Origin of the sequence: Pseudomonas sp. 51_B (assembly GCF_017491595.1) — a bacterium.
In the GTDB taxonomy this organism is placed as follows: Bacteria; Pseudomonadota; Gammaproteobacteria; order Pseudomonadales; family Pseudomonadaceae; genus Aquipseudomonas; species Aquipseudomonas promysalinigenes.
Genome location: NZ_JAFGYW010000002.1, coordinates 77,781 through 92,090, shown reverse-complemented (window position 1 = coordinate 92,090; position 14,310 = coordinate 77,781). Strand labels below are relative to the sequence as shown.

The 14,310-nt window shown below is 60.1% G+C and carries 13 protein-coding genes; 4 read left to right on the top strand and 9 right to left on the bottom strand.

The genetic code is table 11. The annotated features are described in order from the left end of the window. Nucleotides 1-35: 35 nt before the first annotated feature. From J5M56_RS03515 to J5M56_RS03495, 5 genes are all read right to left on the bottom strand, one after another. Entirely contained in the window at nt 36-2,297 is a 2,262-nt protein-coding gene (locus tag J5M56_RS03515) for an ATP-dependent DNA helicase (protein ID WP_207869746.1), read from the bottom strand. Further along, nucleotides 2,294-3,943, bottom strand: a complete 1,650-nt coding sequence (locus J5M56_RS03510; protein ID WP_207869744.1) for a VRR-NUC domain-containing protein — start codon at nt 3,941-3,943, stop codon at nt 2,294-2,296. Before J5M56_RS03510 ends, J5M56_RS03515 begins: the two co-directional genes overlap by 4 nt. A gap of 86 nt (nt 3,944-4,029) precedes the next feature. Continuing rightward, nucleotides 4,030-5,343 carry a PLP-dependent aminotransferase family protein gene (locus tag J5M56_RS03505; RefSeq protein WP_186477836.1) on the bottom strand — a complete coding sequence of 438 codons (1,314 nt, stop codon included), beginning with the start codon at nt 5,341-5,343 and terminating at the stop codon, nt 4,030-4,032. Then, the gene (locus J5M56_RS03500; RefSeq protein ID WP_207869742.1) at nt 5,333-6,706 is read right to left on the bottom strand and encodes a hypothetical protein; all 1,374 of its coding nucleotides are present in this window, start codon (nt 6,704-6,706) and stop codon (nt 5,333-5,335) included. The genes J5M56_RS03505 and J5M56_RS03500 overlap by 11 nt, the downstream gene beginning before the upstream one ends. A gap of 459 nt (nt 6,707-7,165) precedes the next feature. Continuing rightward, nucleotides 7,166-8,188, bottom strand: a complete 1,023-nt coding sequence (locus J5M56_RS03495; protein ID WP_060477095.1) for a zinc-dependent alcohol dehydrogenase family protein — start codon at nt 8,186-8,188, stop codon at nt 7,166-7,168. A gap of 206 nt (nt 8,189-8,394) precedes the next feature. Here J5M56_RS03495 and J5M56_RS03490 point away from each other — a divergent pair, with 206 nt between their 5' ends. After that, nucleotides 8,395-9,309: a LysR family transcriptional regulator gene (locus J5M56_RS03490; protein ID WP_060477094.1), complete on the top strand. Its 915-nt coding sequence runs from the start codon at nt 8,395-8,397 to the stop codon at nt 9,307-9,309. Between the two features lie 196 nt (nt 9,310-9,505). Here J5M56_RS03490 and J5M56_RS03485 read toward each other — a convergent pair whose 3' ends face one another. Then, on the bottom strand, nt 9,506-10,219 hold the full coding sequence (locus J5M56_RS03485; RefSeq protein WP_207869740.1) for an aspartate/glutamate racemase family protein: 714 nt from the start codon (nt 10,217-10,219) through the stop codon (nt 9,506-9,508). Nucleotides 10,220-10,296: 77 nt separating this feature from the next. Here J5M56_RS03485 and J5M56_RS03480 point away from each other — a divergent pair, with 77 nt between their 5' ends. Then, nucleotides 10,297-11,079, top strand: coding sequence for a helix-turn-helix domain-containing protein (locus tag J5M56_RS03480; protein ID WP_207869738.1), 783 nt, complete (start codon nt 10,297-10,299; stop codon nt 11,077-11,079). A 183-nt stretch (nt 11,080-11,262) separates the two neighbouring features. Here J5M56_RS03480 and J5M56_RS03475 read toward each other — a convergent pair whose 3' ends face one another. Further along, nucleotides 11,263-11,646 (bottom strand): DUF6508 domain-containing protein, encoded by a 384-nt coding sequence (locus J5M56_RS03475; RefSeq protein WP_207869736.1) that lies wholly within the window; start codon nt 11,644-11,646, stop codon nt 11,263-11,265. 248 nt (nt 11,647-11,894) lie between these two features. Here J5M56_RS03475 and J5M56_RS03470 point away from each other — a divergent pair, with 248 nt between their 5' ends. Next, nucleotides 11,895-12,527, top strand: coding sequence for a TetR/AcrR family transcriptional regulator (locus J5M56_RS03470; protein ID WP_207869735.1), 633 nt, complete (start codon nt 11,895-11,897; stop codon nt 12,525-12,527). 47 nt (nt 12,528-12,574) lie between these two features. Continuing rightward, a complete protein-coding gene (locus tag J5M56_RS03465) occupies nt 12,575-13,558 on the top strand; it encodes an MDR family oxidoreductase (protein ID WP_207869733.1) in 984 nt (327 codons plus the stop codon). Nucleotides 13,559-13,613: 55 nt separating this feature from the next. Here the strand turns inward: J5M56_RS03465 and J5M56_RS03460 are convergent, their stop codons facing one another. Both J5M56_RS03460 and J5M56_RS03455 read right to left on the bottom strand, forming a co-directional pair. Beyond that, the gene (locus tag J5M56_RS03460; protein WP_060477089.1) at nt 13,614-13,859 is read right to left on the bottom strand and encodes a hypothetical protein; all 246 of its coding nucleotides are present in this window, start codon (nt 13,857-13,859) and stop codon (nt 13,614-13,616) included. A gap of 183 nt (nt 13,860-14,042) precedes the next feature. Continuing rightward, on the bottom strand, nt 14,043-14,273 hold the full coding sequence (locus tag J5M56_RS03455) for a metallothionein (protein WP_060477088.1): 231 nt from the start codon (nt 14,271-14,273) through the stop codon (nt 14,043-14,045). Between the last annotated feature and the right edge of the window lie 37 nt (nt 14,274-14,310).

The following is a 14,310-nucleotide window of genomic DNA, read 5'->3' as shown; positions in this document are numbered from 1 at the left end:
GGGAGTTGCACTGCCATGCGACGGTGCGCTGAGCATTAGTTACCGGCCACTTGCCACCATCCAGGGAACATCTGTTGTACCAAAGGCTCGGCAAAGCGCTCGTCGATCAACACCAGCACGCCACGGTCGTCATCCCCGCGAATGACCCGCCCGGCGGCCTGGATCACCTTGCGCACTCCGGGATACAAATAGGCGTAGTCGAAACCAGCACCGAACTGCCGGCCCAGACGCTGCTTGAACTGCTCATTGATCGGGTTCACCTGGGGCAGGCCGAGGGTCGCGACGAATGCCCCAATCAGTCGCGTACCGGGCAAGTCGATGCCCTCGCCGAATGCCCCACCCAGCACCGCAAAGCCAACCCCCTGCCCGTCTGCCACGAAGCGATCGAGGAACGCCTGACGCGCAGCTTCGTCCATGCCGGGGGCCTGAGCCCAGGAAGGGATGCCGGGATGTTGCTGGGCAAGTAGGCTAGCCACCTGCTGCAGGTACTCGAAACTGCTGAAGAACGCCAGGTAATTGCCTGGCTGACGTTGATACTGCTCGGCAATCAGTTGAGTGATTGGCGCCAGTGAGGCCTGGCGCTCGCGGTACCGGGTCGATACGTGGCTGGCAATGTGCACTTGAAGTTGTTCGGCGCGAAACGGTGCCGCAACCTCCAGCCAGGCGGTATCCACCGGCATGCCGAGCAAGTCGGTGTAGAAACGCCGCGGGCTCAAAGTCGCCGAAAACAGCGTGACACTGCGCGCTGCTTGCATGCGCGGGGCAAGCAGCCGCGCTGGCGTTACATTGCGTAAGCACACACTGGCCAAGCGACGCCTGCGTGGGCCTTCACGCAGGCTGACGTCGAACAGGAAATGCTCATCGAATAACTCGGCTACCCGGCTGAACTGCAGCGCCTGGTAAAAGAACTGCAACACCTGCACATCCACTTCGGCGGGCTTTTCGTTGAGGCGCTCCTGAATCAGCCCGATGCATTGCTGCAGTGCACGCAGAAACTGCTCGGGCAACTGCTCACTGGCCTGATAGGGGGCCTGCTGGGTTTTGAACAGCGCGTTCCACTGACGGTTCAGCCGGTCCAGGGCGCTCCCCAGGCCGGCAGGTTTGGCTTGGCGCAACGCAAGCAACTGGCCTTGATCAAGGGTGGCGCTGTACATGCCGCGCCCGCGCTCGACTAGGTTGTGCGCTTCGTCTACCAACACGGCCACACGCCACTGGTTGAGCTGAGTCAGGCCGAACAACAAGGCATGGGCATCGAAGTAATAGTTGTAGTCGGCGACCACCACGTCCACCCAGCGGGCCATTTCCTGGCCCAGGTAATATGGACAAACCTGATGCGCCAATGCCACGTCGCGCAGCCCGGCACGGTCAAGCATGGGCCGCGATGCCGCCGCCTGGCGCGCAGCGGGCAAACGATCATAAAAGCCTTGTGCCAGCGGACAGGAGTCGCCATGACAGGCCTTGTCCGGGTGTTCGCAGGCCTTGTCGCGGGCTACCAGCTCCAGGGTACGCAAAGCCGGTTGCGGGTTAGCCGCACTGATCTGGCTCAGTGCATCGAGCGCCAGCGCCCGGCCTGGGGTCTTGGCGGTTAGAAAAAACACTTTGTCCAATTGCTGGGGAACCACGGCCTTGAGCAGTGGAAACAAGGTGCCCAGTGTCTTGCCGATGCCGGTACTGGCCTGGGCCATCAGGCAACGCCCGGTGCTGACTGCTTTGTATAACGTTTCAGCCAGTTGACGCTGCCCTTGCCGAAACTGCGGGTAAGGAAAGCTCAAAGCCTGCAAGCCCAGGTTGCGCTGGGCCAGGCGTTGCTGCTGGGCCTGCGCCCATGCCAGAAAGCGTTGGCACTGGGTTTCGAAGAAGCGCTGCAACGCATCTGCAGGGTAGTGCTCGCTGATCAACGTCTGGCTGGCGTTGTCGACATCCAGGTACACCAACGCCACCTCGACGCTTGCCAATTGTCGCGCCTGACACAGCAGCCAGGCATAGACCTTGGCCTGGGCCCAATGCAGTTGGCGGTGATTGGCCGGCTGGCGTGCCAGATCACCGCGGTAGGTCTTGATCTCCTCAAGGCGATTGGCGACCGGGTCGTAGCCATCGGCACGCCCGCGAACCTGCAAACCCTGATACTCACCCGCCAATGTGATCTCAGACTCATACCCCGCAGTTCGCGTGGCCACTACCCGGCGATGCCCCTCCATACCTTCTTGAGCAGTGGGTGAAGGGGTGAAGCGCAGGTCAAGATCGCCCACCTTGGCGCTGAACTCACATAACGCCCGCACCGCCACGCGATAACTCACGCGGACTCGCTCCAGCGCACATGGCAGACCGCTACCGGCAGAGCATGTTCAGCGCAAAACTCCAGCCAGCGCAGCTGGTTGTCCTGCAGGCGGTCACCGGGGCCCTTGACCTCCACCATCAGGTAGCGCTGCTGCTCAGGCCAGAACTGAATCAGGTCCGGCATACCGGTGCGATTGTTACGAATATCCTGCAGCAGGCGCAGGAAACAGTGTTTCAAGTGCGAGGGCGGCACACAGGCCAAGGCCTGATCGAGCAACTGGCTGCTGAGCATGGACCAGAATACGAACGGTGACTGCAAGCCGTGCTTGGAGGCAAAGCAATCGAGGATGGCAAGCCGGTGGGATTTATCGTCCAGGCGCCCCAGGCAGGCTGCCAACTGTGCTGCGCGCCGCTGCTGGAAATCACTGTCATGTAGATCCTGGGGGGCCGCCTGAAACGGATTGAAGAAGGCCCCAGGCACTGGGGCGAATATAGCCTCCCAGCACAACAGCCCGAATAAGCTATTGAATAGGGTGTTTTCAACATAGTGCACGTGCCCCCCGGCTTGTTCCAGGTGCTGGCGCACGGCCTCCTCCACCCCCAGCGCTGCCTGCTCGCGAGGCAGTTCAAGCTCGATCAGCTCGAGCCGGCGCCGCTGGCGGCGTGGCTGCGGCGGGCCGCCAAGTTTGCGAGCCAGCCGCGGCAGCATGCGCTGCAGTGCCTGCACCTCCAGTGGGTTGGCCGGCGCGGCGGCCATTTGCTGAGCCAGGCTGTAAGCCTGCTCCCAGCGTTCGCTGCGCTCGCATACACGAACCTGGCGGATACGCGCTTGCGTATGGCTGCTGCGGGCATACACCGCCAATGCCTGATCCCAGTCACCCAGGCGCTCGCACTGCTGGCCAACGGCGTACAGCAGCCGGCTGTAGCGCCGCGCCAGCCACGGGTTGTCAAAGGCCTGATCAGCCAGGGCCGCCAGCACCGAAGCGGGCGCCTCACCCAGTTCCAGGCGCTCGCCACACTGATGCAACACCATGGCCTGGTCAACTTCACTGCGCCGATGCAAAGCCCGGGAATCGGGAGTGAAAGCCACTTGCTCGAAACGCACAAGCCCAAGGTCGGCCAGCACGAATTCCGACCAGTCTTGATAGAGATTGCCGAAAAACAGCAAACGTATTCGGTCGCACAGTGGCTGCAGGCACCATTGCACGATTCCAACCGGCGCCTGGCTGAACCACTCCTGCAACGGTCGCGGTGTCAGCCCCATGGGCAGCAACTGTGCGAACAGGTCGTTTTTGGCTGCCCGCGGTCGAGCTAGCAGACCGGCGAAACCAACGGCCAGCTCGTCCTTGCGCAGCAACGCGAACAGCTGCTCGAGGCTCAAGGCTTCTGGCTCACGCACCCAGCCCAGCGCCAGAAGCGGCTGCAAGGCGCAGGCGGTGTCACCGATTTCGGCATAGTCCAACCGGTCGCAGCGAAACAGCTCGCCCTTGCGCATGACCATGCGCACCATTAGGGCCTGGGCTGGCTGCGCCAAGGTGGCAAAGGACTGGATGAACGCGAGCTCCTGCTCATCCAGCAGGTCGGCATAGCGTGACTCGACCCACAGCAGCACCTGGCGAAAGTTATGCAGGTAATAAAGCGGGTCATCTACAGAATGGGCAATCACAAGACGGGGGTCGGGCAGCTAGAGTGAGCACTGTTTATACATACAGATCACTGCGCTAAGCAAGCACCCGGGGGCTTTGTGCCGGCCTACCGACGAACGGTGTCGTCCGTCGTGGCGCGGATCAGGCTCTGCAAGGCCGCCACCAGCCCATCAGGTTGGCCGCCCAGCCACCTGAGCATTCGAAACTGCCGATAGCCACCCCGCAGGCTGAATTGCTCACCAGCCACCACCTGCAGGGCCGAGTCAGCGCTCGCCGCCGCGCTGGATGGGCACATCTTGGCCGATGGGATACGTACCCAGAGGGCGTATCCGCCCTGGGGCATGTCGAAATCCACCGAGGTGCCCATCACCACCCGAAGGTGCTGGCACAGTTGCTCCATCTGCCCTTGCAGCGCTACCCGCGTTCTGGCCAGATGTTCGTCGATTTCGCCGGAGTAAATCATCTGCGCCACCGCTTGCTGGCGCATCGGAGCCAACTGGAACGCTCGCTGGCTGAATGCCTCTGCCACAGCGTCGTGGCGCCCAAGCAGGTAGGCGTAAGGTGCTTCAGCGCCAACGGCGGCCTCTAGCGATCCCAGCACCAACAGCCACTGGGGGTCTACCAAGTCTCGTAACCGTGAGCACGGTGGCTGGCTGAAGCACAGCTCGCTGTCCACATCGTTCTCCAGCAACCAGACGGGGTGATCTGCCAGCAGATCTGCGATCTGCTGCTGAGCGTGCAGGGGCATCAAGCGCCCCGTCGGCAAACTCAGGCACGAAGGCATGAGCACCATGCGCACCGGCTCGCATCGGAGCAGCCTGGCCAGGCTTTGGAGATCGATACTGCCACTACTGTCCAGGGGTACCTCGAGCACCCGCACCTGGCAGTTGTGTAACGCGCGCAGGATGCGCCAGCAGCACGGTGAGGCCACCACCACGGTGCTGCCACGCAAGGCCAAGGCCTGAAGAAGAATTTCCATGACCCCTTGTACATCCGGGCCCAAGTGCACATCTTCGCCACGCCAGTACTGAAGAGAGGACTGGGTGTAACGCTGGGCCAGAGCCTCACGCAAGCGTGGCGCCCCTAGTAAGCGCACCGGCCGCCCCCGCTGGCGCCCCAGACGCCGCTCATGGGCGAACAGCGCACGCTCCAGCAAAGGTTGCGCAGGCAGCGTTTGGCTTACATCGGCTCGGCCGTTCAGCCAACCCACTTGGGCGAAGTAGCCGGACCTGGCCCTCGATTGCACACGCCCTTCATGCTCGAGCAGGCTATAGGCCGCCTGCACGGTGGCCAACGACACCCGCATGCGCTGGGACAACGCCCTGAGCGAGGGCAAGCGTTGTTGCCCGCCGCGCTCGGCCTCTTCGATCAAACCGACCAGGTAGCGATACACTGCCTGATAGGCGAACTCACGCTCCATCTGGCTGCGCCTTGCGCTGAGCGGTGCCGACAAAGCGTAGTTGCACATCACGGCGGGCGAGGTTGGTCAGCAACTGGCGGAACCCCTGCCCCAGCCTGCCTTTGTAAACCATGCGCAACTTCGCCAAGGGTAGGCCGCTGGTATTGACGATCCAGTCTTTCACGGCATCAGGGCAAGGTTTACCTTGCAAGGCTCGGTGCAGGTAGGGCAAGGCCACCAGCATGTCGGCATGGCAACATTGCAGAAACCGCTCCAGCCCCACGCCTTGATTGGTAAACGGCCGGTACAACATGCAGGCGAGCTGGGTCTGTTCAAGCCCATAGGCGCTGGCCAAGCGCACCGGCTGGGACACCTGAGGCTCGCTGGTCGTATCTGCCTCGACCAGGCGCAAGTGGTGCCCAGTTGCGCCAGGCGCGTTGCAGCGCCCCTGCATCTCCAACAGCTGCGCCATTGCCAATGGGTCGACATAGGCCGCCAGCGGCTGGCCTTCGCGTTCTGCCTGGAAATGCCAGCCCAGCACTCGGTCGAGGTCGCCGTCACCGAGCAACTGCGCCAGCAGATCGTCAATCATGAGCACATGCAGCGGCAGGCTTCGATCAGGGGGACTGGCCGGGGGGTCGATTACCCCGCCCGGTGTTCCAGCCACTGCATGCAGCTGACCTAACCACCTGGCCAGGCTGTCCAGGCACTGGTGCAGTGAATTGGGGCTGTCCAGCCCTGCCCGGCGCAGGCTGCGCCGAGCCCAGGCGGCAAACCGTCGGCGCTGGCTGGCGGGCATGGCCGTTACCAGCGCATCGGCGCCCGGATACGCAGTCAGTGCCAAGCGCACTGCGTCGGCCAACTCCAGATGCGTGCGGCTGCCCAGCAGTGCTTCGGGCCGAGCATCGACGAGGTGGCCGAACAGCAACAAGGCTTCACGGGACAAGGGCAAATGCCGCGCCGTGAGCTCAGTTTGGCAACAAAATGGCCCTACAGTCGCACCCTCGACCATCTGCAATTGCACCCGCGGATCATCATGCATGAACAACGCGTTGAAGGTCCGCTCATGCTGCTGCAACAGCGCGCTGCTGTTCTGAGGCAAACAGGTGACCAGTACCCGTAACTTGAAGGTCACCGGTGCGCGCAGGGCGATGCTCAACTGCGCGGCGCGCAGTACCGCCAACAACCTTGCGCTCTGACGGTCTGCCCCATGCACCACCAATAGCCGGAACGTACCGATGTACTCAGGGCCGCCAGCAATGACCAGCAAGCGCTGGATCAACAACTGCAGCGATGCTCGCTGCCCCTGGGACATATGAGCCAACAAGCGCTCAAGCACTTGTTGGTAGATGTAATGCATAGCTTGGTCGTGAACGATGCTCACAGCGTTACCCCACAACTTCGATCAACGATACGACGCACCTTCCGAGCAGCGGCGCGACGAACTAATCTAACGAAACTTCCTACAAATGAATAAGAAACTTGGAAGTTGCAATTCGCTGTCGCCACACCATCGAAAAAAACGAGTGCACCCTGAGGCTGATCACCGCTTCGAACCGCGCATTTCGGCGCCTGCCCTTGATCACAACACGCTCCTTGCGCCAACTATCAATACGCCATTATCGAACGTTGCTTAAGGATTAAAAGATACAGATCTTAGTGAAAAAACCATTCAGAAATCCGTTAACCCTTATTACGCACAATAGGCCAGGGCTGCCCAGCTAAACTAAAATGTGCGGCAACATTGCCTTACAAATATAAGACTGACGCGCAGCTAGTTTTAACTAGGCCAGATGCAAAAAAACCGGGCATTCACCCGGTTCGTATCAATAGCGAAAAGCCTTCAGTGAGGCGCTAAATCAAGCACCACTCTTCCGCCGCAAGGGCACTGGTCCATGTAGCGGTGAGCCTCGACCACCTCGGCAAATGGATAGACCTTGATGATCTGCGGCGTCAGCAATTGGTCAGCGGTGAACTGGTTGATGTCGCGCAGCGCCCGTTGCAACGCCACTTGATCCTGGCTGATGCCCAACTCCGGCTTGCCGGTGAAGTTACCGATACAGTGCACATAGAACTGGATGTTTTTCTGGAAGGCTGCGCACGCCGGGAATGGCGTCTGGTTGCCGCCCTGCAGGCCGTAAAGTACCAGGCTGCCACGCGGCGCCAACACATCACCGAGCAGCGACATCTGCGGCCCGCCCATACCATCGAGCACCATGTCCACGCCACGACCATCGGTATATTTGCCGATTTGCATCAACAAGTCCTGCTCTTCCGTGACGATCACCTTCTCAGCACCCAGACCCAGCAAGTACTCACGCTGCTCGGGGTCCTTGGTGGCGGCGAACACCTTCAGGCCCAGCGCCTTACCCAGTTGCACGAAAGCCGGCCCAGCACAGTGGCTGGCGTCAGTGACCAGGGCGGTTTGGCCCGCCTTGGCTCGGGCCAGGTCAACGTAGGCGAAATAAGCGATCAGCAGCGGCGTGTAATGCACGCTGGCCTCGATCGGCGTGAGGATATCCGGGTAGCGAGTGATGGCCGTACGGGGCAAAACGATGACGTCCCCATACACCGGGTGCTCGTTGGCGCTAGTGGCCGGGAAGCTGGCTACCCGGTCGCCCAAGGCGATATCGTCGACGCCCTCACCCACCGCTGTGACAACACCAGCCATCTCGTGGCCGATGCCAGCCGGCAGGCGCGCTTGGGATGGCGCCAGGTTCTGCCGCCAGAGCACGTCATACCAGCTTACCCCGATCGCCTCGACACGGATCTGCACCTCGCCAAAAGCAGGTGACGGTTCGGCCTGCTCTTCGCAGCGCAGCACATCGGCAGCGCCGAACTTGTGGAAACGGACCATGCGGGACATCGCATACCTCGCCTGTGTGAATCTCGTATTACCACGGACTTTATCCGGGCTTTTGCCGTTAGACCATCAGCGGCTATTAATAGTCGACATGCCTGTCATCGATTGGGCACCTGACTTTCCTACACATTGGCCCCCGGAAATCGGTGCAGGGTAACAGCCTTTGGCCTTAATATTCACCCCTGCCCCACTGCAAGCGAAGCGCACCGATGAATCGAAACGACCTGCGTCGCGTAGACCTCAACCTGCTGATCGTGTTCGAAACCCTGATGCACGAGCGTAGCGTGACCCGTGCAGCCGAAAAGTTGTTTCTCGGCCAACCGGCGATCAGCGCAGCCTTGTCGCGTCTGCGCAACCTGTTCGATGACCCGTTGTTCGTGCGTACCGGTCGCAGCATGGAACCGTCGGCACGGGCCAATGAAATATTCGCCCTGTTGTCGCCAGCACTGGACTCGATCTCCACCGCCGTCAGCCGCGCCGCCGAGTTCGACCCGGCCACCAGCAACGCGGTGTTTCGCATCGGCCTATCGGACGACGCCGAGTTCGCATTGCTGCCCCAGTTACTAAAGCGCGTACGCGCCGAGGCCCCGGGTATCGTGCTGGTGGTGCGCCGGGTCAACTACCTGCTGATGCCGACCTTGCTGGCCTCGGGCGAAATCTCTGTGGGTGTGAGTTACACCAGTGAACTGCCCGCCAATGCCAAGCGCAAGGTCTTGCGCCGCAGCAAGCCCAAGCTGCTGCGTGCCGACAGCGTGCCAGGCAGCATTACGCTGGACGATTTCTGCGCCCGCCCCCATGCATTGGTGTCGTTTGCCGGTGACCTGTCAGGCTTCATTGACGAGGCATTGGATGAAATCGATCGCAAACGCCATGTGGTCCTGGCAGTGCCTCAGTTCAACGGCTTGGGCAGTTTGCTAGCAGGCACCGATATCCTCGCCACGGTGCCAGATTACACCGCCGATGCCCTGACCGCGGCAGGTGGGCTGCGCGCGGAGGATCTTCCGATCGACGTACGCTCGTTCGAGCTGCACATGGCCTGGCGAGGCGCGCAGGACAATGACCCGGCCGAGCGCTGGTTGCGCTCGCGGATACAGATGTTCTTCGGCGACCCTGACAGTCTTTAGGTTTCGTCGGCCAGGCTGTTTAGTCGATCATTTCTGCCTTTCCACAATCCATGTACCTCACTCACTTCCAGTGAATTGTTACATTGGGGGCACATCTGAGGGCATGATTTCGAAGGTTTGAATCGCCGCTCGTTCCTTACACCCCGCCCAGACGCCGCAAAGATACAGATTTGAACTCATGGTCACCTCAGCGATATCAACATTGGTCGCCTTGCAAATCACTGGCCAAAGCAAAGGCCACTGCTGCCTGGGCATGCAATTGAGTGGTATCGAACAAGGCCAGTGCGCTGTGCTCAGGTTTGATCAACAGCCCTATCTCGGTACATCCCAGAATAATGGCTTGCGCACCGCGGGCTGCCAGCGAATCGATGACCTGCTGATACAACAACCGCGACGTGTCGTTTATAACGCCAATGCACAATTCGTCGTAGATGATGCGGTGAACGACTGCGCGGGCCTCGGCATCTGGCACCAGGACCTTCAAGCCCATCGCTTTCAATCGGTCTTTGAGAAAGTCTTGTTCCATTGTGAACGACGTACCTAACAAACCTACCGTCGTCACGCCGGCCGCCAACGCAGCCTTCGCGGTGGGATCGGCGATGTGCAGAAAGGGAATATTGAGGGCGTGTTGAATCTGCTCGGCGACCTTGTGCATCGTGTTGGTACACAGAACCACGCAATCCGCGCCGCCAGATTCGAGCCTTCGCGCCGCATCCGCTAAAATCGCGCCGGCATCCGACCAACGCCCCAGATGCTGCGCTTGCTCAATGGGGCCGAAATCGACACTGTACATCAGCAATTGCGCGGAGCGCAGCGGGCCTAACTGGGTTCTGACTTGCTGGTTGATAAGCCGGTAGTATTCGATACTGGATTCCCAGCTCATGCCACCGATAAGGCCAATAGTGCGCATGCGATGCTCCAAAAATGATGAATGAGTGCGAAAAAGCTTCCCATCGAACAAGCGACGTATCTATCAGGAAATTTCATATGCTGAGCCGGGACATATTAGGCGGTGCGGTCTGCGTCCAGCTCTTGCCACGTGCAGCTTACAGCGCCCATGACCCTGCACAGTGGCATACCTTGGGTGTCTCGCTGGAGCGGCAGAAAGGCATACATGCCATCAATTCGGATCGCCGGGTCGATTTCGACACCCTCCCCGGCGTGCTGGCGCAAACCCCCATCGGGGTCGACGTGTTTTCCGAGTCCATGGGCGGGGGCGAATACCTGGTCCTGCGTATGGACCGTTACTTCGCCGATCAACACCTGCCGGCGCTGGACCAGCGCATTGAGTCGGCAGGTCATGCCGGGGCTCTTCGCGTAGCGCAACAGATACGCCGTGCGCTACTTGCGCCGCAAGTCGATCATCTGGCCCTGGAGCAGAGAGTGCTGTCACTGGTAGAGCTGGCCAAACCTGCTCAAGATCGTGCGCAACGCCTCAAATCCAATGCCCTCAAACCGGTGCTGGATCAAATTACCGAGCTATATCAGCAGCCTCTGACACTTGAGCAAATGGCCGAAACCTATGGCTGCAACGCGCTACGTTTGCTGCGTGATTTCACCCGCGCGGTGGGCACCACACCCCATGCCTACCTGGTCGAAATCAGGCTCCAGGCCGCCAGGCATTTGATTGAAACGACTGATCTTACATTGGCGATCATTGCCCTGGAGGCCGGGTTCGCTCACCAATCCCACATGGGCAGCGCTTTCCGTCAGCATCTGGGTATCACGCCGAGCACCTACCGCCGCAGAACAGCTTCGTCACGTAGATGACCTGACTACAGGCCTGATCCAAACGACTCTGGGTGCGCGAAGCGCTCATTGCAGGCGACTGGCATCCAGTCTTTCGAAGATGTCAGATAATGAGGCTCGAAATACCTCGATACGTCGCTCGTAAGCCACCCTGCGCCATGAACTGACGTTTCCGAGTACACCAATCAGTGCGTACTGGCGCTGTCAGCGGCACTCAGGCAGCGTTGGACGCAACTGAGCGAGACGCTCAAGCAGGCGCTGTACGAAACCCTGGGTGATCATCGCCCCCCAGTGCCCATCACAAAATCGCTCGCCCCTCACGCAGTAAGTGATCAAGCTCTGCAACTGCTCAAGACTTGCCTGTTCGATGGCCTCAGGCTCCCTGACTAAGCTGTCGGCGGTAGGACGGTAGTCGAGCGCGACCCAGCATTCCTTGCTCGCCTCTTGGTAGAACTCCTCGACTACCCTGGCGTATATCGGCCAAGGGTGTCCGTCTTTGAAGCTGTAGGCCTCTATGGCCGTCCCCCCTGGGTAGAGCAACGGCAGAAAGTGCAATAAGGCGTCGATATCGGCCTGAGTGGGAAGCATCACAACATCCTTTTCATCGGTCAGGGCCCCATCCTTGCACGATGAGCGTGGCTGATAACAGCTCAAAGCTCGCCCGTGGCTGTGAAAAGCTAGATGAACGGAGTTGTCAGCACATGCAACGCCCTTTGCTGACTTGAGTGAGCGCCAATTCTAGGGTGGTGACGCTTTTTCATGACGCATCCAGCACGTGGCTCATCGAGAATCGATCAGCAGTTGACATTAGAGACGATCAGTCTAAATTAGACCGCATGACTACCTCCAAGCCAACCCCACGCCGAGGCCGCCCACCCAAAGTCGCACGGGAACATGGCGAAACCCACGAGTTGCTGCTGCACTGCGGCATGGAAATCCTCACCGAACAAGGTTTCGCCGCCACTGGTATCGAGGCCGTACTCAAGCGCGTGCAGGTGCCCAAAGGCTCTTTCTACCACTACTTCGAAAGTAAGGAAGCCTTTGGCCAGGCGGTACTGCAGCGCTATGCCGATTACTTCGCGCGAAAGCTCGAACGCAACTTCGCTGATAAAACCGCATCCCCTCTGCAACGGCTGGGCAACTTTGTTGAGGAGGCAAAAGCGGGGATGGCACGCTACCAGTTCCGAAGAGGCTGCCTGGTCGGCAACCTCGGCCAAGAGGTCCTGGTGCTCCCGGACAGCTTCCGCGAACAGTTGGAGTTGACCCTGCAGGATTGGGAGCAGCGCCTGGCAACATGCCTGGAGGAAGCGGTCAAGCTGGGAGAGGTAGCTGGCGGACAAGACTGCAAGGCCCTCGCCGCTTATTTCTGGGTAGGTTGGGAGGGCGCAGTGCTGCGTGCACGGCTGACCCAGACTGTCCGCCCGCTGGACATTTTCTATCGAGGGTTTCTGAACGGAATCACTCGCTGATTCCTTTCGGTCTATTTAAAGACAACCAGTCTAAATAAGGACGAATCATGTTCAACGCCATTTTGATCGAGAAGCAGGATGATCAGCACACTGCGCGAGTCAGCGAACTGCCAGAGGATCAACTGCCGACCGGTAACGTCACCGTCAAGGTGGCCTACAGCACCTTGAACTACAAAGACGCGCTCGCAATCACTGGCAAAGGCCCAGTCGTGCGTCAATTTCCGATGGTGCCAGGCATCGATCTTGCCGGCACTGTCGAGGCCAGTGACGATCCTCGCTATCAGCCTGGCGATCGTGTGCTGCTCAATGGCTGGGGTGTTGGTGAGGGGCATTGGGGAGGGCTTGCTCAGAAGGCTCGGGTCAACGCCGACTGGCTCATTCCCCATCCCGAAGGGCTGAACGAGCGTCAATCGATGGCCATCGGCACAGCGGGGTACACCGCCATGCTCTGCCTGATGGCCTTTGAACGCCATGGGCTCGAACCCAGCGCTGGGCCGGTGCTGGTCACCGGTGCCAGCGGCGGCGTGGGCAGTTTCGCCATCAGCCTTCTGGCACGCGCTGGCTATACCGTGACCGCCGCCACGGGCAAGTCCAGTGAGCACGAGTACCTGAAAAGCCTGGGTGCGACGACCATCATCGACCGCGGGGAACTGTCAGCGCCAGGGCGGCCGCTGGCAAAAGAAAAATGGGCAGCCGTCGTGGACTCGGTCGGCAGCCACACGCTGGTCAATGCCTGCGCAAGCACGATGTCCGAAGGCTTGGTAGCGGCTTGCGGCTTGGCTCAAGGTATGGACTTCCCGGCTACCGTCGCACCCTTCATCCTCAGAGGGGTGAGCCTGCTCGGGATCAACAGCGTAACGCAGCCTTATGAACGGCGTATCGAAGCCTGGCAGAGACTGTCTACCCAACTCAACCTCGACGATTTAGCCTTCATGACCAAAGAGGTCACTTTGCAAAAGTCGCTGGCAGCTGCCTCGCAGCTCATGCAAGGGCAGATTCGTGGCCGGTTGATCGTTGATGTGAACAGCTAGGAATCGCCAGGGTCATCTGGTCGACTAGCGCTAGAGCTTGGCGGGCGTTATGGGATCACCTGCGAGCAGCAACGGCCAATATCGCCTGCCCATGGTCGATTACCGGCACCGGCATATGTTCGCGTCGGCTGGTCAACCAGGCTCGCATGCGCTCGGTATCGAAAATCTGGCCTTCGTCCATCATCAACAGAATGAGGGCCTGGGAGACGCGGTAGCAGCCACACAACGAACAGCGCCGCTCCTCCCAACCGATGATGGATTCGATAGTCTCAGCTTGGCCCGCACAAATCAGGCAACTCATGGAAGCCCCCTTATTCTTGTATCGTAGGCTGGATGCGATTTTCGTCAGGATGCAATGATCAACTATGGCTATATGAGCATTGTGTGAAGCCGATAATTCCGTCCCCAGTACATCTATCGCAGGGTGAGGCAAAGCTGCCTCGCCCCTTGCGATAACGGCCGCTGGGTCGAGGCGAGGCTGGCGTTATGGAGAGATGGGGTCACTGGCCGGAAAGGTTTCATCCAAGGCACTGTCGACGGTATTTTCGTCGGGCTGAGTCAGCTCGCCACAGTTACAGCCGGCCATGCGGCACGGTTCACCCTGATGGTGGCCGGTTGCGCAGGCCTCGCAGCAGTAGGCTTTATCACCCTGAACCATGGCATTGGCGTCCACAGTGCAAGAACAATGGTTGCACGAACAACGTTGCTCATTCATCACGGCCTTCTCCACAAGTCGTCAGCCTGAACTGCAG

Bases quoted from the DNA above. Each gene is read 5' to 3' on its own strand.
- J5M56_RS03505 (WP_186477836.1), bottom strand. From the start codon at position 5,343: ATGGAGCGTGAGTTCGCCTATCAGGCAGTGTATCGCTACCTGGTCGGT.
- J5M56_RS03495 (WP_060477095.1), bottom strand. From the start codon at position 8,188: ATGTCCCGCATGGTCCGTTTCCACAAGTTCGGCGCTGCCGATGTGCTG.
- J5M56_RS03490 (WP_060477094.1), top strand. From the start codon at position 8,395: ATGAATCGAAACGACCTGCGTCGCGTAGACCTCAACCTGCTGATCGTG.
- J5M56_RS03485 (WP_207869740.1), bottom strand. From the start codon at position 10,219: ATGCGCACTATTGGCCTTATCGGTGGCATGAGCTGGGAATCCAGTATC.
- J5M56_RS03480 (WP_207869738.1), top strand. From the start codon at position 10,297: ATGCTGAGCCGGGACATATTAGGCGGTGCGGTCTGCGTCCAGCTCTTG.
- J5M56_RS03475 (WP_207869736.1), bottom strand. From the start codon at position 11,646: ATGCTTCCCACTCAGGCCGATATCGACGCCTTATTGCACTTTCTGCCG.
- J5M56_RS03470 (WP_207869735.1), top strand. From the start codon at position 11,895: ATGACTACCTCCAAGCCAACCCCACGCCGAGGCCGCCCACCCAAAGTC.
- J5M56_RS03465 (WP_207869733.1), top strand. From the start codon at position 12,575: ATGTTCAACGCCATTTTGATCGAGAAGCAGGATGATCAGCACACTGCG.
- J5M56_RS03460 (WP_060477089.1), bottom strand. From the start codon at position 13,859: ATGAGTTGCCTGATTTGTGCGGGCCAAGCTGAGACTATCGAATCCATC.
- J5M56_RS03455 (WP_060477088.1), bottom strand. From the start codon at position 14,273: ATGAATGAGCAACGTTGTTCGTGCAACCATTGTTCTTGCACTGTGGAC.